Annotated in this window: 22 protein-coding genes; 12 read left to right on the top strand and 10 right to left on the bottom strand. The window is 40.3% G+C overall.

The features are described from left to right. Positions 1-2: 2 nt before the first annotated feature. The 3 genes from AC25JC_RS10135 to AC25JC_RS10125 all read left to right on the top strand — a co-directional run bounded on the left by AC25JC_RS10135 (position 3) and on the right by AC25JC_RS10125 (position 3,420). Positions 3-1,064: a sulfate/molybdate ABC transporter ATP-binding protein gene (locus tag AC25JC_RS10135; protein WP_180048716.1), complete on the top strand. Its 1,062-nt coding sequence runs from the start codon at positions 3-5 to the stop codon at positions 1,062-1,064. A 55-nt stretch (positions 1,065-1,119) separates the two neighbouring features. Beyond that, on the top strand, positions 1,120-2,043 hold the full coding sequence (locus AC25JC_RS10130; RefSeq protein WP_078192020.1) for a CysB family HTH-type transcriptional regulator: 924 nt from the start codon (positions 1,120-1,122) through the stop codon (positions 2,041-2,043). Between the two features lie 162 nt (positions 2,044-2,205). Then, positions 2,206-3,420, top strand: coding sequence for an OmpP1/FadL family transporter (locus tag AC25JC_RS10125; RefSeq protein ID WP_180115006.1), 1,215 nt, complete (start codon positions 2,206-2,208; stop codon positions 3,418-3,420). 56 nt (positions 3,421-3,476) lie between these two features. Here the strand turns inward: AC25JC_RS10125 and carO are convergent, their stop codons facing one another. Next, positions 3,477-4,187 carry an ornithine uptake porin CarO gene (gene carO / locus AC25JC_RS10120; RefSeq protein WP_180023341.1) on the bottom strand — a complete coding sequence of 237 codons (711 nt, stop codon included), beginning with the start codon at positions 4,185-4,187 and terminating at the stop codon, positions 3,477-3,479. Between the two features lie 374 nt (positions 4,188-4,561). Here carO and dapD point away from each other — a divergent pair, with 374 nt between their 5' ends. The 5 genes from dapD (at position 4,562) to AC25JC_RS10095 (ending at position 7,923) form a co-directional block, all read left to right on the top strand. After that, positions 4,562-5,383 carry a 2,3,4,5-tetrahydropyridine-2,6-dicarboxylate N-succinyltransferase gene (dapD, locus tag AC25JC_RS10115; RefSeq protein ID WP_249680155.1) on the top strand — a complete coding sequence of 274 codons (822 nt, stop codon included), beginning with the start codon at positions 4,562-4,564 and terminating at the stop codon, positions 5,381-5,383. 113 nt (positions 5,384-5,496) lie between these two features. Then, the gene (gene queE, locus AC25JC_RS10110; protein ID WP_180111169.1) at positions 5,497-6,207 is read left to right on the top strand and encodes a 7-carboxy-7-deazaguanine synthase QueE; all 711 of its coding nucleotides are present in this window, start codon (positions 5,497-5,499) and stop codon (positions 6,205-6,207) included. Positions 6,208-6,236: 29 nt separating this feature from the next. Continuing rightward, positions 6,237-6,908: a 7-cyano-7-deazaguanine synthase QueC gene (gene queC, locus AC25JC_RS10105; RefSeq protein ID WP_078190349.1), complete on the top strand. Its 672-nt coding sequence runs from the start codon at positions 6,237-6,239 to the stop codon at positions 6,906-6,908. Between the two features lie 13 nt (positions 6,909-6,921). Further along, positions 6,922-7,329, top strand: a complete 408-nt coding sequence (locus AC25JC_RS10100; RefSeq protein WP_078190350.1) for a hypothetical protein — start codon at positions 6,922-6,924, stop codon at positions 7,327-7,329. A gap of 135 nt (positions 7,330-7,464) precedes the next feature. Then, positions 7,465-7,923, top strand: a complete 459-nt coding sequence (locus AC25JC_RS10095; RefSeq protein WP_180007697.1) for a peroxiredoxin — start codon at positions 7,465-7,467, stop codon at positions 7,921-7,923. Positions 7,924-7,983: 60 nt separating this feature from the next. On the opposite strand, the gene AC25JC_RS10090 is transcribed toward AC25JC_RS10095, so the two are convergent. Continuing rightward, complete coding sequence (locus AC25JC_RS10090; RefSeq protein ID WP_486923971.1) at positions 7,984-8,583, bottom strand: LysE/ArgO family amino acid transporter; 600 nt, start codon at positions 8,581-8,583, stop codon at positions 7,984-7,986. 138 nt (positions 8,584-8,721) lie between these two features. On the opposite strand from AC25JC_RS10090, the gene AC25JC_RS10085 reads away from it, so the two are divergent. Then, positions 8,722-9,609, top strand: coding sequence for a LysR family transcriptional regulator ArgP (locus AC25JC_RS10085; protein ID WP_486923970.1), 888 nt, complete (start codon positions 8,722-8,724; stop codon positions 9,607-9,609). 17 nt (positions 9,610-9,626) lie between these two features. Here AC25JC_RS10085 and AC25JC_RS10080 read toward each other — a convergent pair whose 3' ends face one another. Together AC25JC_RS10080 and AC25JC_RS10075 are read right to left on the bottom strand one after the other, a co-directional pair. After that, on the bottom strand, positions 9,627-10,193 hold the full coding sequence (locus AC25JC_RS10080; protein ID WP_486923969.1) for a YceI family protein: 567 nt from the start codon (positions 10,191-10,193) through the stop codon (positions 9,627-9,629). Between the two features lie 87 nt (positions 10,194-10,280). Continuing rightward, on the bottom strand, positions 10,281-10,850 hold the full coding sequence (locus tag AC25JC_RS10075; RefSeq protein ID WP_486923968.1) for a nicotinate-nicotinamide nucleotide adenylyltransferase: 570 nt from the start codon (positions 10,848-10,850) through the stop codon (positions 10,281-10,283). A 106-nt stretch (positions 10,851-10,956) separates the two neighbouring features. Here AC25JC_RS10075 and AC25JC_RS10070 point away from each other — a divergent pair, with 106 nt between their 5' ends. Further along, entirely contained in the window at positions 10,957-11,757 is an 801-nt protein-coding gene (locus tag AC25JC_RS10070) for an enoyl-CoA hydratase-related protein (protein ID WP_078192396.1), read from the top strand. Between the two features lie 94 nt (positions 11,758-11,851). Beyond that, positions 11,852-12,625 carry a nitroreductase family protein gene (locus AC25JC_RS10065; protein WP_078192029.1) on the top strand — a complete coding sequence of 258 codons (774 nt, stop codon included), beginning with the start codon at positions 11,852-11,854 and terminating at the stop codon, positions 12,623-12,625. 208 nt (positions 12,626-12,833) lie between these two features. Here the strand turns inward: AC25JC_RS10065 and AC25JC_RS10060 are convergent, their stop codons facing one another. Together AC25JC_RS10060 and AC25JC_RS10055 are read right to left on the bottom strand one after the other, a co-directional pair. After that, a complete protein-coding gene (locus tag AC25JC_RS10060; protein WP_180171298.1) occupies positions 12,834-13,151 on the bottom strand; it encodes a YqfO family protein in 318 nt (105 codons plus the stop codon). 15 nt (positions 13,152-13,166) lie between these two features. Continuing rightward, positions 13,167-14,048, bottom strand: a complete 882-nt coding sequence (locus AC25JC_RS10055) for a LysR family transcriptional regulator (RefSeq protein WP_180115001.1) — start codon at positions 14,046-14,048, stop codon at positions 13,167-13,169. A 156-nt stretch (positions 14,049-14,204) separates the two neighbouring features. Here AC25JC_RS10055 and AC25JC_RS10050 point away from each other — a divergent pair, with 156 nt between their 5' ends. Next, positions 14,205-15,947: an FAD-dependent monooxygenase gene (locus AC25JC_RS10050; RefSeq protein ID WP_486923967.1), complete on the top strand. Its 1,743-nt coding sequence runs from the start codon at positions 14,205-14,207 to the stop codon at positions 15,945-15,947. Positions 15,948-15,988: 41 nt separating this feature from the next. Here AC25JC_RS10050 and AC25JC_RS10045 read toward each other — a convergent pair whose 3' ends face one another. The 4 genes from AC25JC_RS10045 to AC25JC_RS10030 all read right to left on the bottom strand — a co-directional run bounded on the left by AC25JC_RS10045 (position 15,989) and on the right by AC25JC_RS10030 (position 22,231). Beyond that, entirely contained in the window at positions 15,989-16,444 is a 456-nt protein-coding gene (locus AC25JC_RS10045; RefSeq protein WP_180023331.1) for a hypothetical protein, read from the bottom strand. Between the two features lie 78 nt (positions 16,445-16,522). Continuing rightward, complete coding sequence (locus AC25JC_RS10040) at positions 16,523-16,651, bottom strand: KGW motif small protein (protein ID WP_257223223.1); 129 nt, start codon at positions 16,649-16,651, stop codon at positions 16,523-16,525. 327 nt (positions 16,652-16,978) lie between these two features. Then, entirely contained in the window at positions 16,979-20,815 is a 3,837-nt protein-coding gene (gene purL, locus AC25JC_RS10035; protein ID WP_486923966.1) for a phosphoribosylformylglycinamidine synthase, read from the bottom strand. A gap of 387 nt (positions 20,816-21,202) precedes the next feature. Then, on the bottom strand, positions 21,203-22,231 hold the full coding sequence (locus AC25JC_RS10030; protein ID WP_486923965.1) for a M20/M25/M40 family metallo-hydrolase: 1,029 nt from the start codon (positions 22,229-22,231) through the stop codon (positions 21,203-21,205). Between the last annotated feature and the right edge of the window lie 85 nt (positions 22,232-22,316).

Raw genomic sequence — 22,316 nt, 5'->3', positions numbered from 1 at the left:
TCATGAGTATTCAAGTAAAAAATATTGAAAAACACTTTGGTGCATTCCATGCACTTAAAAATATCTCTTTAGATTTCCCAGATGGTCAGCTCGTTGCGCTGCTTGGCCCATCAGGCTGTGGCAAAACCACCCTGCTCCGTATCATTGCAGGACTTGAATCTGCCGATAGCGGTCAAGTCATTCTAGAAGGTGAAGATGCCACTAAAGTTCATGTCCGTGAACGTGAAGTTGGTTTTGTATTCCAACATTATGCACTGTTCCGCCATATGACCGTATTTGACAACATTGCTTTTGGTTTACGTGTACGCCCACGTGCAACACGCCCATCTGAAGCCGAGATCAAAAAGCGGGTTACTCGTTTGCTTGATCTTGTTCAGCTTGGTTTCTTGGCTGACCGTTACCCTGCTCAACTTTCAGGTGGTCAACGTCAACGTATTGCACTAGCACGTGCTTTAGCGGTTGAACCGCGTGTGTTATTACTGGATGAACCTTTTGGTGCATTGGATGCCAAAGTTCGTAAAGAATTACGCCGCTGGTTACGTACCTTGCATGACGAACTCCACATCACCTCTATTTTCGTGACCCATGACCAAGAAGAAGCGCTTGAAGTGGCCGATCAAATCATTGTGATGAATAAAGGCAACGTAGAACAGATTGGCTCGCCGCGTGAAGTTTATGAAAAACCTGCAACACCGTTTGTATTTGACTTTTTAGGTCAAGCCAACCGTTTTGAAGGTCAAAATAGCAATGGCCTTTTTCAAATTGGTGAAGACCGAATTTTGTTGCCACAAAATGCCAATGCACCGCAAGGCAATGTCATTGCCTTTGCTCGTCCGGATGAACTGCGTATTCATGCACAGCCGCAAGAAAATGCCATCCAAGCGACTTTTGTACGTGAGCTTTGGATTGCAGGTAAAGTCATTGCTGAACTGCATGACCGCCAAGGCAATCTGATCGAAATTTCATTAACGGCTGATGAAGCGAAAGCACATCAATTCCGCCCAAATCAAACGGTATGGTTAAGTGCAACGAACTTGCATTTATTTGAAAACCAAGTTGCATAAAACAATAAGTTGGGGCCTTCACAAGCCCCACTTGCTTTTAAGGTAAAATAAAATTATGAATTTCCAACAATTAAGAATTATTCGAGAAACAGTACGTCAGAATTTTAATTTAACAGAAGCGTCTGCTGCACTTTACACCTCGCAGTCAGGCGTGAGTAAACACATCAAAGATCTAGAAGATGAACTTGGTGTACAGCTGTTCATCCGTAAAGGTAAACGTTTACTCGGTTTAACCGAACCAGGCCAGTCATTATTGGGTATCGTTGAACGCATGCTTGTAGATGCAGACAATATTAAACGTCTAGCAGATGACTTCAACAAAGTAGATGAAGGGACATTGACGATTGCGACCACACATACGCAAGCACGTTATGTCTTGCCGCCGATTGTGAACCAATTTAAAAAAGAATTTCCAAAAGTTCATCTAATTTTGCAACAAGCAAGCCCTATTGAAATTACAGAAATGCTCCTTCAAGGTGAAGCGGATATCGGGATCGCAACCGAATCATTAACCAATGAAGATAACCTGGCAAGCGTGCCTTACTACAACTGGCAACACAGCATCATTACGCCTAAAGAGCACCCACTGACCCAAAAATCAAATATCACCATTGAAGATTTATCGAACTATCCAATTATTACCTATCACGGTGGTTTTACAGGTCGTTCAAAAATTGATAAAGCCTTTGAAGATTCAGGCTTTGATGTTGATATCGTGATGTCCGCACTTGATGCAGACGTTATTAAAACCTATGTTGAACTTAATATGGGAGTGGGTATTGTCAACGATGTGGCATATGACCCAGAACGAGATTACCGTTTAAAACAGATTCCTACCGATATTTTTGGTGTTAATACCACTTGGATTGCTGTTCGCAAAGGACATTTACTACGCGGTTATGGCTATGAGTTTATTTCTTTATGTTCACCAGATGCTGACATCAAAGCGTTGAAAAAAGTCGCTTACCCAGAAGACTGATAGACCAATTAACGAATTAAAGAGGACACCTACTGTCCTCTTTTTTTGGTAAACACATATTTTATCTAGGTTTTCTTGGCTTTATTTTTAATTGTGATTAAAATACATCCAACACAATAAAAATTAAAACCTCATTACTTCCGACCCATAAGCCAGGACTTTATGAAAAATCAATTCGTCGCAGTGGCAGTCGGTATCGTCTGCCCCATACAAATCATGTATGCAGCAGGGATAGAAAACTCGGATCAATCGATCTCGGCCTTTCTTGAACCCGGAAATTATACTGAAGCCAGTTTCGCTTATGTTGATGCTCAAATTGACGGGAAAGTGCAGAACCAAGCTTCAATTAGTGAACTAGGCGTAACTGATTTTTCTACAGGGAATCTCGCCCATCAACAATTTTCTGGGAAATTGGCACTCAAAATTCAAGCACATGAAAATATTTCTGCGGGACTAATTTATGAGCAACCTTTTCATACTGATATCAGTTATCAATATAGTCCTCGCTTACCAGATAGCTCAAATATCGATATTGAAAGCGCCGATATTAACTTTAGAACGCATAACCTAACTGGACTGGTAGGCTATCAACCCAATAATAATTGGAATATTTATAGCGGTTTAAGCCTACAAACATTTAAAGGTGATTTAAAAATTTCTGGGCAACAATATGCTGCTCTCAATGGCTACCATGCCGATTTTAAACAAGATGAAGCGCTTGGTTGGCTGCTCGGATTCAGTTATCAAATCCCTGAATATGCTATTAAAACTAGCCTAACCTATCGTTCAACAATCAAACATGAAAATAAGACCTTTGAATCAACTTTATATTCAAATGGTCCTTTTCAATTAGTACCAGACACCCATACCTCCATTCAAACGCCACAAAGCGTCAATTTTGAATTTCAAACAGCCATTAGCCCATACAATGTTGTATATGGCACAGTTCGGTGGATTAATTGGAAAGATTTCAACATTCAGCCACCGCAGTTTAATGCCGTGCTTCAATACGCAGCACTCGATCCACAATACCGTGATTTAGCTGATATCCAATTGGTGGAATATCAAAAAGATCAATGGTCAGGAAAGTTGGGCATTGCACATCAATTGAATCCGAGTTGGCTCGCTGCTGCAGAATTTATTTGGGACAACGGGACAGGAAATGCGGCGTCTACCTTAAACCCAAGTGATGGCTATCGAGGTTTAGGTTTAGGTATGATGCATAAATTTAACCCGAACAATTTTCTAGCAACTGGCTTGTATTATCTGAAACTCTCAAAACCATCAAATACTGAAACATCTCATATTTCAGGTCTTGCAAGTGTCTCAGACAATGATGCCATGATCTATGGTCTGAAATTTGGTCACAGATTTTAAACGCTTTCAAAAAAAAAAAACGAGCCGAAGCTCGTTTTTTTTGTTTCAGTAAGAACTTACCAATGGTAGCTCACACCTACTTTACCTACTGGAAGCCATTCATATTTGTCATCTTGTTCGATGCTACGTTCATGGTCAGCAAGTAATTCGCGGTCAGCAGCAGTACCACCAACAGCCGTTAATTTTGCAGTTGGGTTACCAGTGTAATAAGCACCTACTTCACCGAATACGCCCCAGTTTTTATTTAATTTTGGTGCAAAACCAAAACCTAGGTATGGTGCGATATCGTTATCGTAAGACACTTTACCGTTTAGGCGTTCGAAAGAAGTTTCTTTACCATCAATTTCGATTTCACCGCTTTTCGCTGTAGATTTCAAACCATATTCAGTGTCGATATAACCTACACCCGCAGCAACATAAAGACCTTGAGCCCATGGATTAGCACTTGCACCCCAAGGACGAACTTCTGCATTTAAGTAACCAACTTTGTTATCCATATCCATGTCGTATTTTACGCCATCGACAGATAAGTCATCAGACCATGAAATATCACCACCGTTATAACCTAATGCAAGGCCGACGTATGGGTTCGCAGTCCAAAGTAACGCACCACCATAACCAGTCGTACCCACTTCTAGACGAGCGCCAGTTGGGATAAGTTGGTTTTGATCAAATGCATAGCCATCATGAACTACAGAGGTATCTGCCATTGCAGTACCTGCAGCAGTAAGTAGAGCAGCTACTGTTAATAAACGTAATGATTTCATGTGTTTCTCCTCAAAATAAACTGTTATTCAGATTTTACAGACTTGTTATATGGCACATGTTAAAAGGAAACACAGCTCAACATTTATGCAAATTTACTGATTTTTTGTTAACTTTTGATACATTTAGATTTTAATATTGATTAATAAAGAGTTTTTGTTTCATTTTTTTAAATATAATAATGATGTTAAGGAACAATTCTGTATATTTTGCGTATTTTTTATACAAACCTTATGAAAATGCTAAATTCATCACTCTTAATTTCTTGGTTTTAGTGCTTGCTTAATAATTAATTCCGATCCTAGGCCGATTTACCATCTATTTTTAACTCGATTTAGTGTAAAATCTTGGAAAATTTTTTTCTGGATGGAAGAACATGTCTCAGCTTTCAACAATCATTGAACAAGCGTTTGAAGACCGTGCTAATTTCACTGCAGCTGACTGTCCTGCTGAAATACGTGCAGCAGTAGAAGAAGTGATCGCTGGCCTAGATAACGGTACATTACGTGTTGCTGAAAAAATTGATGGTGAATGGATTGTTCATCAATGGGTGAAAAAAGCCGTTTTGCTTTCATTCAAATTGAACGACAACAAACCAATGGAAGCTTGTGACTTACGCTTCTATGACAAAGTTGATACTAAGTTCTCTGACTGGACTGAAGAACAATTTAAAGCTGCAGGTGTACGTGTAGTACCACCTGCTGTAGCACGTAAAGGTTCTTTCCAAGCAAAAAATGTTGTATTGATGCCTTCATATGTCAATATTGGTGCATATGTTGATGAAGGTACAATGGTTGATACATGGGCAACTGTTGGTTCATGTGCTCAAATTGGTAAAAATGTTCACTTATCTGGTGGCGTTGGTATTGGTGGCGTTCTTGAACCACTTCAAGCGAATCCAACAATCATTGAAGACAACTGCTTTATCGGCGCGCGTTCTGAAATCGTTGAAGGTGTGATCGTAGAAGAAGGTTCTGTGATTTCAATGGGTGTATTCATTGGTCAATCGACTAAAATTTATGACCGTGAAACTGGCGAAATCCATTACGGCCGTGTTCCTGCTGGCTCTGTTGTGGTTTCTGGTAGCCTGCCTTCAAAATGCGGCAAATACAGCCTATATGCTGCAGTAATCGTTAAAAAAGTTGACGCGAAAACTCGTGCGAAAACAAGCTTGAACGAATTATTACGCGAAGACTAAGTTTTTATTTCAGCGGAGCATTCTTGTTCCGTGGAGCTTCTATCGCTCCTCGTCTCTACGGTTAGCAATAATCGTAGAGATTTTTTGTTTTTTTATATCTGGTTAATTTTGTTATGAGTACCCTTCGATCTTCCGCTATTCCTGTTTCTGATCCGTCTGCGGGTTTACGTATTACGGAGATTTTTTATTCATTGCAAGGTGAAGCCAATACCGCAGGTTTGCCTACGGTCTTTATCCGCTTAACGGGCTGTCCGTTACGTTGCACTTATTGTGATACAACCTATTCGTTTGAAGGCGGTGAGCGCCAATCATTAGAAGAAATTATTCAAACTACTTTAGATTTTAAAACCCCTTATATTTGCGTGACGGGTGGTGAGCCGCTTGCTCAACCGAACGCCCTTCCCCTCATGACTCGTCTGGCCGATTTAGGCTGCGAAGTCTCTTTAGAAACCAGCGGTGCTTTAGATGTGTCTAAAGTTGACCCACGTGTTTCAAAGGTTATGGATTTAAAAACCCCGACATCGGGTGAAGTTGCACGAAACTTGCTTAGCAACTTCGACCATTTAACAGCGCATGATCAGATCAAATTTGTGATTTGTAATCGTGAAGACTATGAATGGTCAAAACAGCAAGTTGAGCGCTATAAGCTAAACGAAAAGGTCAGCACTATTTGGTTCTCTCCGGCCTTTGCCGTTGAGAAAGGCGCTGTTCGCTTACCTCAGCTTGCACGTGATTTAGCACAATGGATTTTAGAAGACCATCTCCCTGTTCGCTTCCAATTGCAATTACATAAATTGCTTTGGAACGATGAAACTGGTCGTTAAGTTTTAAAGAATTATTTGGAGTAATGCATATGCGCCCTCGTGCCATAGTTTTATTGTCTGGCGGCTTAGACTCAACCACTTGTTTAGCTTGGGCTCAAGCACGTTATGAATGTATCGCCTTAAGTTTTATGTATGGTCAACGTTCTACAACAGAACTGGATGCTGCTCGTGAGTTAACTAAGCAGGCTGGTGTAGAACATCGTGTCATTAATATCGATTTAGGTAACTTAGGTGGCTCTGCGTTAACTGACCATAGCATTGAAGTTCCTGATCATGAACAAGCCGGTATTCCTGTAACTTATGTACCAGCGCGTAACACTATTTTCTTGTCATATGCTTTAGCTGCGGCGGAAGTTTTTGGTGCAGAAGCAATTGTCATTGGTATCAATGCAGTTGATTACTCAGGCTATCCAGACTGCCGTCCAGAGTTTATCGAAGCATTTGCCAACATGGCTCGCCTTGCAACGAAGGTTGGCGTTGAAGGAAAACCACTTAAATTTGAAACACCTCTGTTACATTTATCCAAAGCAAATATCATTCGCTTAGGTATAGAACATGGCGTAGACTACAGTCAAACGGTGTCTTGCTATCAAGCAGATGACCAAGGTCGTGCTTGCGGTAAATGCGATAGCTGCCGTCTTCGTAAACAAGGTTTCGTTGACGCAGGTGTTGAAGATCCGACACGTTACATACCGAAATAACAAGGTAGGGTTTATGAAAAATTTAAAATCAAACATTATTCTTTCTGCTGCTTTCTCTGCAGCTGCGTTGTTTGCTTCAGTTGCACACGCTGACAACGACAAGCTTCAACAAGCATATAAGAGCACTAACGTAAAATCTTCGTTAATTAATGTTTGTAAAGAAGAAACTGGCAAAGGTAAAAAACTAACTGCCGCTGAAGTTAGCAAATACTGTACTTGTGCTGTTGAAGCAGATGGTCGTTTAACCAATGCTCAAAAATGGGAAATCCAAAGCACAATCAACCAGAAGAAAAGCCCTGCAACACTCGCTTTTGTTCAAAAACAAAATAAAGACCTTCAAGCATGTTTCGGTCCTCAGTTAACAGGTAAATTAAAAACTTTAACTGAAGAAGCAATGAAATCAGCTCAAGCGAAAAAATAATTTTTCGTCTCAAAAAAGCCTGCAATTGCAGGCTTTTTTATTGCTTTAAGTTCAAAGTAAATTCTGTATGATGGTCATATTTCACATACTTTGTTTAAGCCCGTTTAGGGATAAGACATGAAAAAGGAAATCTTCATGACTGAAATTAGCTTACCAAATCAAACCTTCCCAACCACCTCAGGTGAAGTCAACCTTGCAGAAGTCAACAATGACTGGCTGATCGTCTACTTCTATCCTAAAGATTCAACACCAGGATGTACGACGCAAGCCATTGGGTTTTCATGCTTAAAAGATCAGTTTGATGCGCTTAATACCCCAATCTACGGCATTTCTCGTGACTCGGTTAAAGCCCATCAAAACTTCACTGAAAAGCAAAATCTAAGCATTGATTTAATCAGTGATAAAGAAGAAGTGCTATGTCAGCATTTTGACGTGATTAAAGAAAAAAATATGTATGGCAAAAAGGTTATGGGCATCGAACGTTCAACCTTTATTTTCCATCATGGCAAGCTGGTAAAAGAATATCGCAAAGTCAAAGCTGCAGGCCATGCAGAACAAGTCTTAGAAGATTTAAAAGCACTACAAGCAGCATAACAGTAATGATTTGAGCCCGCTCCTTTAGGAATGGGCTCAAACTTAATAAGAAGCTTCTAACTAGAGCAATAATGAGGCTGCAATTCCCCACATCACAACGCCAATAATAAAGTCTAAAACTTTCCATGCCTTTGCACTTTGGAAAAGCGGTAATAAATAGCGCGCACCAAAACCGAGGACAAAGAAAAATACCCATGAAGCTGTAATTGCCCCAATCGCAAAATATACTGCGGTCGATTCAAACTTCGTGGAAATAGACCCAATCAGCACAACCGTATCAAGATATACATGTGGATTTAACCATGTTAAAGCCAAGCAGATTAGTACCAACTTCAATAGTTTGGTTTCATTCTTCTCACTGGGCGCTAAACTGCTCGAAGTTTTAAAGGCTTGCAGAAAATGCTGTACCCCATAAACTGCTAAAAACGTTGCGCCCAAATATTTCGCTGCATTGACAATTTCCGGATGACTTTCAACCAATTGGGAGAATCCGAGCACTCCCAATAAGATGAGTATCGAATCAGAAGCAGCACAAATAGCGCAGAGCCAAAAGACATACTGCTTTTTTAACCCTTGCTTGAGAATAAACGCATTTTGCGCACCAATCGCGATAATTAGGCTAAATCCAATTGCGAGCCCTTGCATATAACTGTGCAACATTTTTAACTACACTTTCAAAGCTTTAAATGAATGTTGCTATTATCCAAGCTTATTGCTAAAAATAAGTATTTATAAATAAATATCAATATAACTAAGTTTTTCTTAGTTTATAGAATTTCTAATGCTCATAGGTGACTCATGTTACAAAGCAAACATAGTGAAGCATTTCTTGCGGTTGCAGAAACAGGAAGCTTTGAACAAGCGGCACTACGTTTAAACATTACGGCATCTGCGGTCACACTCAGGCTGCAAACCTTAGAAAAGAAATTAGGTCATGTACTCATTGTGCGTGAACGACCTTGCCGCCCAACGCTCGCGGGCCAATCTTTATTGCATTATTTACAACACAGCAAATTACTAGAACATAATTTTCTGCAAAATCTAACAGGACAAACAGCGAATGCTTTCTATCAAGTCAATATTGCAACCAATGCTGACTCACTTGCGACATGGTTGCTTCCGCTACTCAAAGATCTCTTAATTGAAGAAAAAATCGTGATTCATTTTCAGGTCGATGATCAGTCACAAACACATCATTTATTAGAAGCAGGACTGGTCAATGCCTGTGTTACAACAGAATCAGAAGCCATGAAAGGCTGCGTTGCAGAATATCTGGGAGAAATGCATTATCGATTTGTAGCAACCCCTGATTTTATCCAAAGATGGTTCGGTCAAGGTGTGACGCGAAATGCGTTAAGGGCTGCGCCTGCACTGATTTTTAATGAGAAGGATGACCTGCATACGCAATCGATTCAGAAAAATTTCGGACTCAATCCTTCACAATATCCACATCATTTCATTCCCTCTTCAACAGCATTTTTTGATGCCATTACGATGGGCTTGGGCTACGGATGGTTACCCGACTATCAAAGTAAAGACTTATTAGCAGTGGGAAAATTGATAGAGCTTTCAACGGAACTCAGTATTGATTTAGCCTTGTATTGGCATCACTGGAACCAACAATCTGTTCAATTACAAAAATTGACTGCTGTTGTGCTGCAACATGCCAAAGATCATATGAGTTAAATCCAATAAGACTGGGTTTATTCAAGTCGCCATTGGCCTTTGAGTTGTATCAATACTTGCTCACCTACTCCACCGAGTGCTTTACGCATACCAAAATCACTACGCTTAATGATTGCTAAAGATTGAACATCCAACACTTTTGGATTTTGCGGACTTGGGGTGAGTGTGGTATCGAAGATCACAGGCTTAGTGATACCACGAATGGTGAGATCCCCTCGAATCATATACTTCGCATATGCCACTGGTTCGATTTGTTTACTAACGAACTTCACTTGCTTAAATTCAGCGGCATCAAAATATTCACTGCCCAAGATTAATCCCTTTAAGCTTGGGTTACTAAAACTGATGCTATCTACATCTAACAGTAAATGCGCTGAACCTTTATGCGGAACTTCAGGATCAAACTTAAGATTCGATTGAACCTTATTAAAGCGGCCTTCTACAATAGACAGCCCCACAGATTTAATGCCAAAAGTGACCTGACTATTAGGCGTGAGCGTCCACTCAGCAGCATGTAGGGGCAATACGCAGCATAAAGCGAAGGCTCCCATATATTTTGCTAACGTTCCGTGACGCAAATTCATGTTTTTCTCCTGAATAAAACACAGCCTAAAATCACTACAACGTTTATTTTTTTGCTCCATTGTAGTGCTAGAAATTTTAGCGTTTTTTTATAGCAGATTTGTTTTATCCTGAGTCATAAATTTGTGTTGAAGTTGTTTATAAATGTCTGTCTGTTGAAATTTTTGCAAAAATTCGACGGTACCTTGAGGAAAAGCATCATGCTGAATTTCACCACGATAATACGCCTCGCGTAACGGTGTCGCAGAGATCGCCCCTTCTAGACTATCCAGCTCAACCATTTCCCACTCGGGGAAGAATTTTAAATAATAAGAAGAATCATCTTTAAAATGCCCAATCAAACCGACTTTTGCATTCGTTTCAACCACCTCATTTACCAAAGATTTGACTAACTTTTGCCATTTTTCATCGTTATATACATCTATCACATGCACAAACTTGATTCGCTTCTGATCTTGCTCTGAAAAATTCGACAAGATCATTCGCTCACGTTCTGTCGCTAAAAATGGATTTTTGATATTACGTTCATTTTGCGCTGAACCCAGTGCTAAAAGCACATACTGACTTTGTTGTAAGGCAATTTTAATGGTTTGCAGATGTGCTAAATGGAACGGCTGAAAACGCCCAATGAAAACCAAATAATCAAATGTATATTTCATATCAAATCAAACTTTTTATGAACTGAGCAGTTGTGCCACAGGCTGAAATATGCGACATAATGTCGAGCATAAAATCAAAACGAAACTTTTACGCAAGGATAGTACGATGACACTGAGCTGTATTCAACAACCCCATGAACATTTGAATGCGAATTTGGACAATGGCGTACTGACCTTAGCCATTAACCGACCTCAGGCGAAGAACGCGCTGTATACAGAATTATATCTGTGGATTGCAAAAGCATTAGATGAAGCTGATCAGGATACTTCAGTGCGTGTAGTTGTACTCCGTGGTCAAGATGCAGACTTCAGTGCGGGCAATGACATGCAAGATTTTATGAAATCTGCTGCTCAAAAAGGACAAGCTCCAGCTTCAGAAGGCGCACCTTTTATTTTGTTAAAATCTGCTGCTCAATTTTCTAAGCCGCTGATTGCTGCGGTTCGCGGTGTTGCCATTGGGATTGGTGTTACGATTCTGCTTCATTGCGATCTTGTCTACAGCGACAATACTGCCCTATTCCAAATTCCGTTTGTGAGCCTTGGTCTATCGCCTGAAGGTGCATCGAGCAAGCTATTGGTTCAACAAGCCGGCTACCATAAAGCGGCGGAATTACTGTTAACTGCTCAGAAGTTTGATAGTGCGACAGCGCTTTCAGCAAATTTGGTCAATAGCATTGAAGAAGATGCTTATGCGACAGCTGCGAAAAAAGCAGCACAGTTATCTGCACTTCCACTAGCATCTTTGGTTCAATCAAAAGCATTAATGAAACATAATGTAGATGAAATCGTGGCATGGATTGACCATGAAGCTGAAATTTTCATGGATCGAGTAGGCTCTCCAGAAATGATGGAAGCTGTTGCAGCCTTTATGCAAAAACGTAAACCTGACTTCTCTCAGTTCAATTAATTTGTAATGGAACTAAAAAACCACTCATATTTGGGTGGTTTTTTTCATCTCAGCCCCAATCTATTTTCTAAATTAAAAAACTGGATGTTTCCACATGACTGCAGTATCACAAACTGAAACTAAACCTGAAAAGAAACGCTACTACGAGCCTGCGCCTGAAGGCATCGATATCGAGAATTTTAAAAAAGTTGTACAAAGCCGTCGTTCTGTACGTAAGTTTACCGACAAGGCCATTCCAAACGACGTTTTAGATGAATGCTTAGACCTCGCCTTGCTTGCACCCAATTCATCGAATTTACAACCGTGGACATTCTATGTCGTTCAGAATCCCGCAAAGAAAAAACAATTGGTGAAAGCTTGTTTAGGGCAATTAGCTGCAAAAACTGCTGCTGAATTGATTGTCTGTGTCGCGCGTACCGACCGTGTAGATGAAATGGCAAAACGGAATATTTCGGAATTTCCATTTCCTGAAGCACCTGCAGCGGTACAGAAGTATTACAAGTTTATTCCTTATAACTATAAAACTGGTTACTTCAACGCCCTAGGTAACTTTAAGAAAGTTGCTTTCAAAGTTGCACGTACACTGGATAAACAATTGCCTGTAACAGCATTTAATGAAGCAGATGCTAAACTTTGGGCGAGCAAAACTACAGCATTGGCTTGTGAAAACTTAGTTTTGGCTTTACGCGCCTATGGTTTTGACAGTTGTATGATGGAAGGTTTTGATGAACCTTTGGTGAAGAAGATTTTAGGATTAAATGCTCAGCAATACCCAGTGATGGTGATTGGTGCAGGTGAACGTGCTAAAGATGGTGTATTCTTCCCGCAGTATCGTTTTGATCGTGATTTATTTATTCAGAAGGTTTAACTTGCTTTCAATTGAATACTCACAACCTCAATTAGCTACGTGACTTTAGTGTATAACGCGTAGGTATTACGTTACTTTGAAGGATCAAAGTAACCAAAATCCCTTGTTAGACAGAAGATTCATCCTTGAATCTCTGTCTAACGGGTGACATCCATGTCACCCTTCGTGTATCTACTTTTTTCTATAACTTAAAAATTTAAAAGCATCATTAAAATTGAATATCCACCATTTGAATAAACTCAAATGCTGGCTCTTCATAAGGATGACTTACTTTTAAAGCCCTTGCGACCTCACTCGCTTTATCTTCAGGCACTATGGTTTCCACACGCCATTCAGGGATAGATTCAAGCTGATCCAACTCACCTATAAAAGGATTTGCACCTTTTACAGGTTTAAATTGCCCCGTCCCTAAAACTTGCCAAGCACAGTGTTCATAGTTACCAATACCACCTGCTCCTGCTTCAAAAACAGCCAGTTTAGTCGACTCTAGGTGAGACTCAGGTACATAATAAATCAGTTTTAACATTGGCTATTCCAGACGCTATTGTGCAGTTACATTATTTAAAGCACTGTAAATCATTTTCAATGCAACATTATTCGATGCATGCGGATAGGTTGCATATAAACCTAGTTTCGGTAATTCCACATCTGTTTGAATGACTTTAACCGAATCATTTAAAAACTTGAGTAAATATTCGGGCACAAAACTCAGGCCCATGCCCATATTAATCAAATTTAAATGCTGCATGACATTTGTTACCGACAGCATATGATCATGTTGATGCTGATCAAAAGGAATCAAGGCATTTAAGGTATCGTAAAAAACAGGAGAAGCATTTTGCTCACACATAATAATGGTGTGATTTTTTAATTCTTGAAGTTTTAAGATTCGATCTGATGGATGCAGATGCGCTGCACCGACTAGATAGATCTGCTCACTTAAAACCTGAATATTGGTAAAGTCGTCATGACTTAAGTGATAACGAGTAAAGCTAATATCCAATTCAGTATTTTTTAGTTTTTGAATCTGCTCTGTACACGTCAAGCTATGTAAATGAATTTTCAAATCAGGGATATATTGTTTTAATTGCGCCAAAATACTCGGCATAATTTTCAATTCTGCGACATTTAAAAAGCCAATATGTATTTGATTATTTTTGGCTTGCGCCACGTGGCGAGCTGCTGCTATAGCTTGTTTGGCATTTTCTAGTGCTTGCTCTGCATATTTCAGAAAAGCCTGCCCCTCATCGGTCAGTAAGACTTTTCGGGCAGAACGTTCAAATAATTGCACCCCAACCTCCTGCTCTAAGTCTTTAATTTGCTGACTGAGCGATGGTTGTGCTGTAAATAGTTTTTCCGCTGCCTTAGTGAAACTCTGTTCTTTCGCCACCGTCACAAAATAACGTAAATGTCGTAATTCCATTCGCTTCACTCCACACACTCACTACATCACCCGTGTCATGCAGTCAAAATACCAATAGATCTATAGTTTATATGAATATCCATTCTACTCGGAAAATCATTTGCCTAGACTGCGGACTATTCCAAGTTTGCGCTTCACATACACATGGAGTTTTGTATGACACAGCAATACGATACCGATGTTCTGATTATTGGCACAGGGCCTGCAGGTTCTACTTTAGGTTTAGCCTTGGCAAATTACGGTATTCAGGTTCAGCTTTTTACCCAATTTAATTGGTTAGCCAATAGTCCTCGTGCCCATATTACCAACCAACGTGCGATGGAAGTGTTACGTGACTTAGGTATCGAAGAACAGGTCAAAAAAATTGCAACGCCTTGGGAACAGATGGGTGAAAGCCTCATTACCACGAGCCTTGTCGGTGAAGAAATTGCCCGTATGAGTGCTTGGGGAACCGGTGATGAACGTCATGGCGATTATATTAAAGGCAGTCCTTGTCCATTGGTCGATCTCATTCAGCCGAAAATGGAAGCTTTGTTGGTAAAAAATGCGGCTGAACGTGGTGCAATTTATAATTTTAATACTGAATATTTGTCCCATGTGCAAGATGAGCATGGTGTAACAGCAACCTTTTTAAATCGTATTACCCAAACTGAATTCAGCTTACGTGCCAAATATTTGGTCGGTATGGATGGGGCAAAATCCAGAGTCCTTGAACAGCTTGATTTACCCCTTGAAGGGGTGATGTCTCGTGCAGGTACAGTCTATGTAACCTTTAAAGCTGATCTTTCCAAATACGTGCAACACCGCCCTGCTATTTTGCAATGGATTGTTAACCCTGAAGCGAGCTTTGGTGATTTGGGCATGGGCTTACTCCGTGCTATTACACCTTGGAATGAATGGATTATGGGTTGGGGCTTTGATATTTCCAAAGGCGAACCACAAGTCACCGAAGAGCAAGTTCGTGCGCGTTTAAATGCCTTTGTCGGTGCTGAAGTAGAAAATGTCGAAATTCAAAAATTATCCTATTGGTATGTAAACCAAACGTGGGCAACTGAATATTCTAAAGGCCGTGTGTTCTGCGGTGGTGATGCGGTACATCGTCATCCACCATCAAGTGGCTTAGGCTCAAATACCTGTATGCAAGATGCGTTTAACTTGGGTTGGAAATTGGCGTATGCCATCAAAGGTTGGGCTGCTCCTGCTCTACTTGAATCTTATACCACTGAGCGTGCACCTGTCGGCAAGCAAATCGTGGCGCGTGCCAATCAATCTCGCTTTGACTATAAGCATCTCAAAGAGGTATTTGGTTTTGACCAAGGCATCACAACTCAAGCTCAAATGATGCAACGTATTTTTGCGGAAGATGAACAAGCTACAGAAATTCGTCAAAAGCTATATCAAGCCTTAGAAATTAAAAACTTTGAGTTTAATGCCCAAGGTGTAGAGTTGAATCAACGTTATACGTCCAATGCAGTGATGGTTGAATCTGAACCTGAAGTATTTGAAAAAGACCAACAACTGTATTTACAAGCGACCACACGTCCGGGAGCAAAAGTTCCGCATACATGGTTGATTAATACCAAAGGCCAAAAAATTTCAACCTTAGACATCACAGGCAAAGGGCGTTTTACCTTAATTACGGGCTTGTCTGGCAAAGGCTGGAAGCAAGCTACAGAAGCTTTGGATTTGCCTTATTTGGATGTTATTCAAGTTGGTTCTCGTGAATACCGTGACGTTTATGGTACATGGAATGCGAAATCTGAAATTCATGAATCAGGCGCTGTCTTAGTTCGTCCAGATGGTTATGTCGCTTGGCGATACCAAGACAGTACTAATGCTGCTTTTGATTATGAAAATACGTTGAAGGCGGTGTTAAAACAGATTCAATTGGCTGTTTAATCAAAAAAACCACCTTCGGGTGGTTTTATTAATTCAATATTTTAGGATTTTTCTTTCCAACAATGTTGTTTTTTTTCTACACCTATTTCAGCTTTATCTAACAACAATACTAAATTTTGTGTTCGATTATTTGAACTTTTTGGCACAAAACTATTTTGACTATATCCATTTTTATAAACGCAAATCGACCAACTATATTTTGCTGGAAATATATGAATAAATTGCAAACTTTTCTCTGCAGAAAATGTAGCAATTCCGTCCTGTGTTTTTTTTAATGTAGATTCAGTAAAAGACTTGCCTTGCCATGTTGTAAGATTTAAAAATACTTCTGCATCGTCCAACTTTTCATTTTGATCATTGATAACAGTTATATTAATTTTCGGATGCTTCGTTTTTAAAATAGGAAAGCACCCACTTAACAATGTTGACGGAAACATAAAGCCTAAAAGTAAAAATATTTTTATATCTTTTAATAATACAAATTGTTTAAAGCTCATTATTAATTTTTGCAGTTTTTTAATTATGCATTAGTTTACATAAAAAACCGCCTCACGGCGGTTTCAATTGTTCAAATATTACATCTGCAAAGCATAACCCAAAACTAAAAACACCAACTGCAAACACACGACTGCACTAAAAAGCTTCCAGCCCTTTTTACGCAGCGCAGACTTATCCACTGCCGAATATTCTACTATTTTAATCATGTCATCACCTCATCATGAGTGTTGATACTGAACTCGTTTAGTTATCCATCTTTCTTTTATCTTGCTAGTCTTTAATCTTGCATAGTTATTGTGCATAAATTACACACTAGCATGTTTCCACAAATATAAAAGCAAAATCTAAACCAAGTTCAGTGGGAGAAATAAAAATTTAAAACCAACAAAAAACCACCCGCAGGTGGTTAAAAATCGAAAGCGATTATATGTGTAAAAATAAGCATTCACAATAATTAATATATCTTTTGGTAAATTTTAACCATAAAAAAGCCACCCGAAGGCGGCTCTTTTCTATGATTCATCTATCTAAGATTAACCAATAAATTTACGTGCATTACGGAACATACGTAACCAAGCACCGTCTTGATCCCAATCTTCTGGTTTCCAAGAATGCTGAATCGCACGGAAGTTACGTTCAGGGTGCGGCATCATAATCGTTGCACGACCGTCTTTAGACGTTACACCTGAAATCGCTTCTGGCGAACCATTCGGGTTCATTGGGTAATGCTGCGTTGGGTTGCCTTGGCTATCTACATAACGCAAGATCACTTGATCGCCAGCATTCAATGCTGCAATGTTTTCCGCGCTAGCAACCACACGGCCTTCACCATGTGCAACAGCGATAGGAAGAATCGAACCTTCCATACCTTCTAACAATACAGAGTTAGATTTTTCAACACGTACGTTGACTGCACGAGCTTCAAACATCTCTGAAGTATTGCGGTGGAAACGAGGCCAAGCGTCTGCACCTGGAATTAATGGTGCAAGCTGAGACAGCATTTGACAGCCGTTACAAATACCTAGGGAGAATGTTTCGTCACGGTTAAAGAATTTCTCAAATTGGTCACGAAGTTTAGGATTGAACAATACAGATTTAGCCCAACCGCCGCCTGCGCCCAATACGTCACCGTAAGAGAAACCGCCACATGCCACTAAGCCTTCAAAGTCATCAAGACTGATACGGCCAGCAAGCAAGTCGCTCATGTGTACGTCTACAGTGTTGAAGCCGACTTTATCGAATGCAGCAGCCATTTCTACATGACCGTTTACACCTTGTTCACGCAGAATCACCATGTTTGGACGGCGTTCATTGATGTACGGTGCTTCGATAGGCTCGTTCAAATCAAATGTTGGTTTTGCAATTAAACCTGCATGTGATTTGTTAGCGATTAACGCATATTCTTGATCCGCAGTTTCTACGTTGTCACGCAGACGTTGGATTTGATAAGACACTTCAGTCCATGCTTGTTGCAAGTCTGCACGCTCAAATACAAGACCATTTACAGACAATTGATCTGTACTGTTCACTGTACCAACCACTGCAATCGCATCTTTTAAGCTAGATGCTGCAACTTCAGCTTCAAGTGTTGCCCAATCTGCTTTCGAAATTTGCAATACTGCACCAATTTCTTCTGCAAATAATGATTCAACAGATTGATCTTCAAGTGCTACACCTAGGCGTGAAGCGAACATCATTTCTGCAACAGTTGCCAATAGACCGCCATCACCGATGTCATGGTAAGCCTTGATTAGACCACGGTTGTTCCAGTCTTGAACCAATGCAAAGAATGCTTTGAAGTCATCGAAGCTGTCTACGTCAGGTGTTACAGAACCAATTGCTTTATAAACCTGAGCAAGGATCGAACCGCCAAGACGGAATTGACCTTTAGACAAATCAATACGTACCAGTACAGACTCGATATTTTTAAGTTCAGGTGTAAGTGTTTTGCGAACATCAGTCACAGGTGCAAATGCAGTGATCACGCCTGTCATAGGAGATGTTACAGATTTATCAACACCGTCATCATTCCAAGTTGTACGCATAGACAATGAGTCTTTACCTACAGGAATTGCGATACCTAAAGCAGGACACATTTCCATACCGATGGCTTTAACGCCTTCGAATAGCGCTTGGTCTTCACCCGGTTGACCTGCTGCAGCCATCCAGTTTGCAGACAATTTAATGTCACTGATCTGGTCGATTTTTGCAGACATGATGTTTGAAATTGATTCTGCTACAGATAAACGTGCAGAAGCAGCAGGATTCAACAACGCAACTGGTGGACGCTCACCCATTGCCATCGCTTCACCTGTATAACCAACAAGGCTAGTCGTTGTTACTGCAGCATCCGCTACAGGCACTTGCCACTTACCGACGAACTGATCACGTGCAACCATACCTGTAATCGAACGGTCACCAATGGTGATGAGGAACGATTTAGATGCAACAGTTGGATTCTTAAGAACGCGATAAATCGCATCTTTCAAATCTGTTACTGTTTCAGCAGTGAAGTCATCGCCTTTACGTTCAATGGTTTCGTATGAACGGCTCATGCGTGGTGTACCGCCAAGCATCACTTGCATTGGCATATCCACAGCTTTGTTTTCAAACAATGGATCTTCAACGGTTAAATGGCGCGCTTCAGTCGCTTCACCCAATACCGCAAACGGACAACGCTCACGTGCACACAGTGATTCAAAGAGTTCTAAAGATGATGGACGGATCGCCAAAACATAACGTTCTTGCGCTTCATTCGACCAGATCTCCATCGGAGACATGCCTTTTTCAAGCGATGGAATTTTACGCAGATCAAGTACCGCACCTAACTCGTGATCGTTCACAAGTTCAGGCATTGCATTTGAGATACCGCCCGCGCCTACGTCATGTACAGACACGATTGGGTTATGATCTTCCATACGCCAGCAAGCATCGATGACTTCTTGGCAACGGCGTTCCATTTCTGGGTTTTCACGTTGTACAGAAGCGAAATCTAGGTTTTCACCCAACTTACCGCTGTCTACAGAAGACGCTGCGCCACCGCCTAGACCGATCAACATTGCAGGACCGCCAAGTACGATTAAAAGATCGCCCGGTTGGATTGCATCTTTTTCTACATGATCAGGACGGATGTTACCGTAACCGCCGGCAATCATAATTGGCTTATGGAAGCCTTTTACATCGCCATTGACATTTTGTTCAAATGTACGGAAGTAACCATTTAAAGCAGGACGACCAAATTCGTTGTTAAAGGCTGCACCGCCCAATGGGCCTTCAATCATAATTTGAAGTGGAGATGCCATACGAGATGGTTTGCCGTAGTTTTCTTCCCAAGGCTGTTCAAAGCCCGGAATGTTCAAGTTAGATACGGTAAAACCTGTTAAACCTGCTTTTGGCTTACCGCCACGACCTGTTGCGCCTTCGTCACGGATTTCACCGCCCGAACCTGTTGCTGCACCAGCAAATGGAGCAATCGCTGTCGGATGGTTATGGGTTTCCACTTTCATAAGAATGTGAGCAGCTTGGCTCTTATACTTATAAACATGGTGACCTGTTTCAGCATCTTGCTTTGGATAGAAGCGTTGTGTGTCAAAACCCACAATTACAGAAGCGTTATCTTTATATGCCGACAATACATCTGTAGGTGATTCTTTATAGGTGTTTTTAATCATTTGGAACAATGACAATGGTTGAACTTCACCATCAATTGTCCATTCAGAACCGAAAATTTTGTGACGGCAATGCTCTGAGTTCGCTTGGGCAAACATCATCAATTCGATGTCATGCGGGTTGCGACCCATTTTTGTGAAAGCATCGGTTAAATAATCGATTTCTTCATCAGAAAGCGCAAAACCAAATTCAGAGTTAGCTTTCACCAACGCTTCTTTACCTTGACCCAAAATATCAATTGAGTTTAAAGGCTTTGGTTCAGTTTCAGAGAAAAGTGCCGCAGCATCTTCAATAGCATTAAAAACGCTTTCAGTCATGCGATCATGTAATGCTAGTTTTACTTCATCAGAAACAGCATTTACGCCCTTCAAAGTAAACAAAACACCGCGTTCAAGGCGATGAACCGGTGTATTACAGTTGGCAAAAATGTCTGTTGCCTTAGACGACCACGGAGAGATGGTTCCAACACGTGGCGTCACTAAAATTTGGACTTCGTCACTTGCTGCTTGGTGCAATTCAAAAGATTGACCATCGTTGAGAAGCTGTAAAGCGGATTGCTGTTGTTGCTCGTTGAGCGCTTGGTCAAAAAGGTAAACCCATTGACTTTCAATTGATTGAACAGAACTAATTGACGTTAAACGTGATAATAGTTGAGTTTTCTTAAATGAAGAATGTGCAGGTGCACCGGCAACGATAAACATGCTGATTTTGGCTCCACGGGATGATCGAAAAGACCATGCCACAATGTGACTTGAGAGAGCGCATATTCTACTGTGTATTAGTTAAATCAGCTAGATGTGAAAGTGAAATTGTAGTGCTTATATCGGGAAGTTTAGGCAATAATGCTTTTATTTTTAAATAATAAAATTGAATTTAGTCGCACAGATTAACACAAAATTATCTGATTTTTTCATTTCATCCTAAGAATAATATTCAAACTATAAAAATGTTTTATTTTTCAACAACAACTCACTTTTTAATCAAGCGTTCAAATCATATTTGAAAATTAATTTCAGGTCTAAATGTGTGAGATTTAAACCTGAAATTCATAAAGACTAAAATCAATTCACATTTGAAATTGAAACATTTTATTTATTCAAATCTGACAATAGATGTTGAATTACATTAAGGGCTAAGTTCAGTGAGTTTACATCTACACCATCAATCGTATCGCAAGCCTTGTGGTAGCACGGTGCAAATTCGAGTTCATCACCTTTCATTTGCTCATTAAATAAAATTAGTGAAGTAACGGGAACTTTCCCTAAAAATGGCAAAGTATCGCTTGCTGTTAAAGTCGTTACATCATCTTTAATCTGCATATTATTGGTTTTAAAATATTGACGCATACTTTGTTCTAATGCAGCATCCTGCGGGTGCTTAGGTAATTGACTCATGCTGTCTAAAATTGGCTGATAATCACTTTGTGCAAGTCCATTGGCTTTAAACTGTGCCGCCATTTCTCCAATTGATGAATGGTCACCATCGGCAATCATGATATTCGGATTCTTTGTTCCCACCATATCAACATTGATATAGGCTTGAATGCCTTGAAGCTGTTTCTCGCTGAGTGATTTCACAAAAGTTTGTGAACCTGCAATACCAACCTCTTCCGAATCCCAAAAGGCAAGATATAGTGTGTGTTTAGGTTTTACCTTTTGCTTCGCATAGTCTTGTAATAATGCTAACAATACTGCAACACCTGAAGCATTATCATTAATCCCAGGCCCCATTTTCACCGAATCATAGTGTGCGCCGACAATCACAGCGGTATCTTTGGATTGCCCTTCAATCTCAATCACAATATTTTGCCCAACGGTCTTTTCTCGATTTTCAAATGGCAACATTTGCGCGTGCAAGCCTGCTTTCTTGGCTTGTTCAAGAATATATTGTGCAGAAGCCAATCCACCTGCTGTACCTACTGCACGGTTACCACCATTGCTGGTCGCAATTTTTTGAAAAGCATCTAAATGCGCCATCATTTTTGTACTGTCTAAACTGATTTGCGAAGGTTGAACTGCTACGCTGGAAACTACTGGCTTTTGCATAGCAGTACATCCACTTAGCGCAAAGCCACAACTGATCAGCACACATGATCCCAATAAATACTTCATCTTCATTTTCAACCCTCTTTTTTATTACCATCTATTCATGGAAATTTTAAGTGAGCCACAACATGAAGATAAAGACACTTTAAGTAAGCTA

Source organism: Acinetobacter sp. P37, from assembly GCF_057480965.1.
This window is presented reverse-complemented; position numbering and strand designations above follow the sequence as displayed.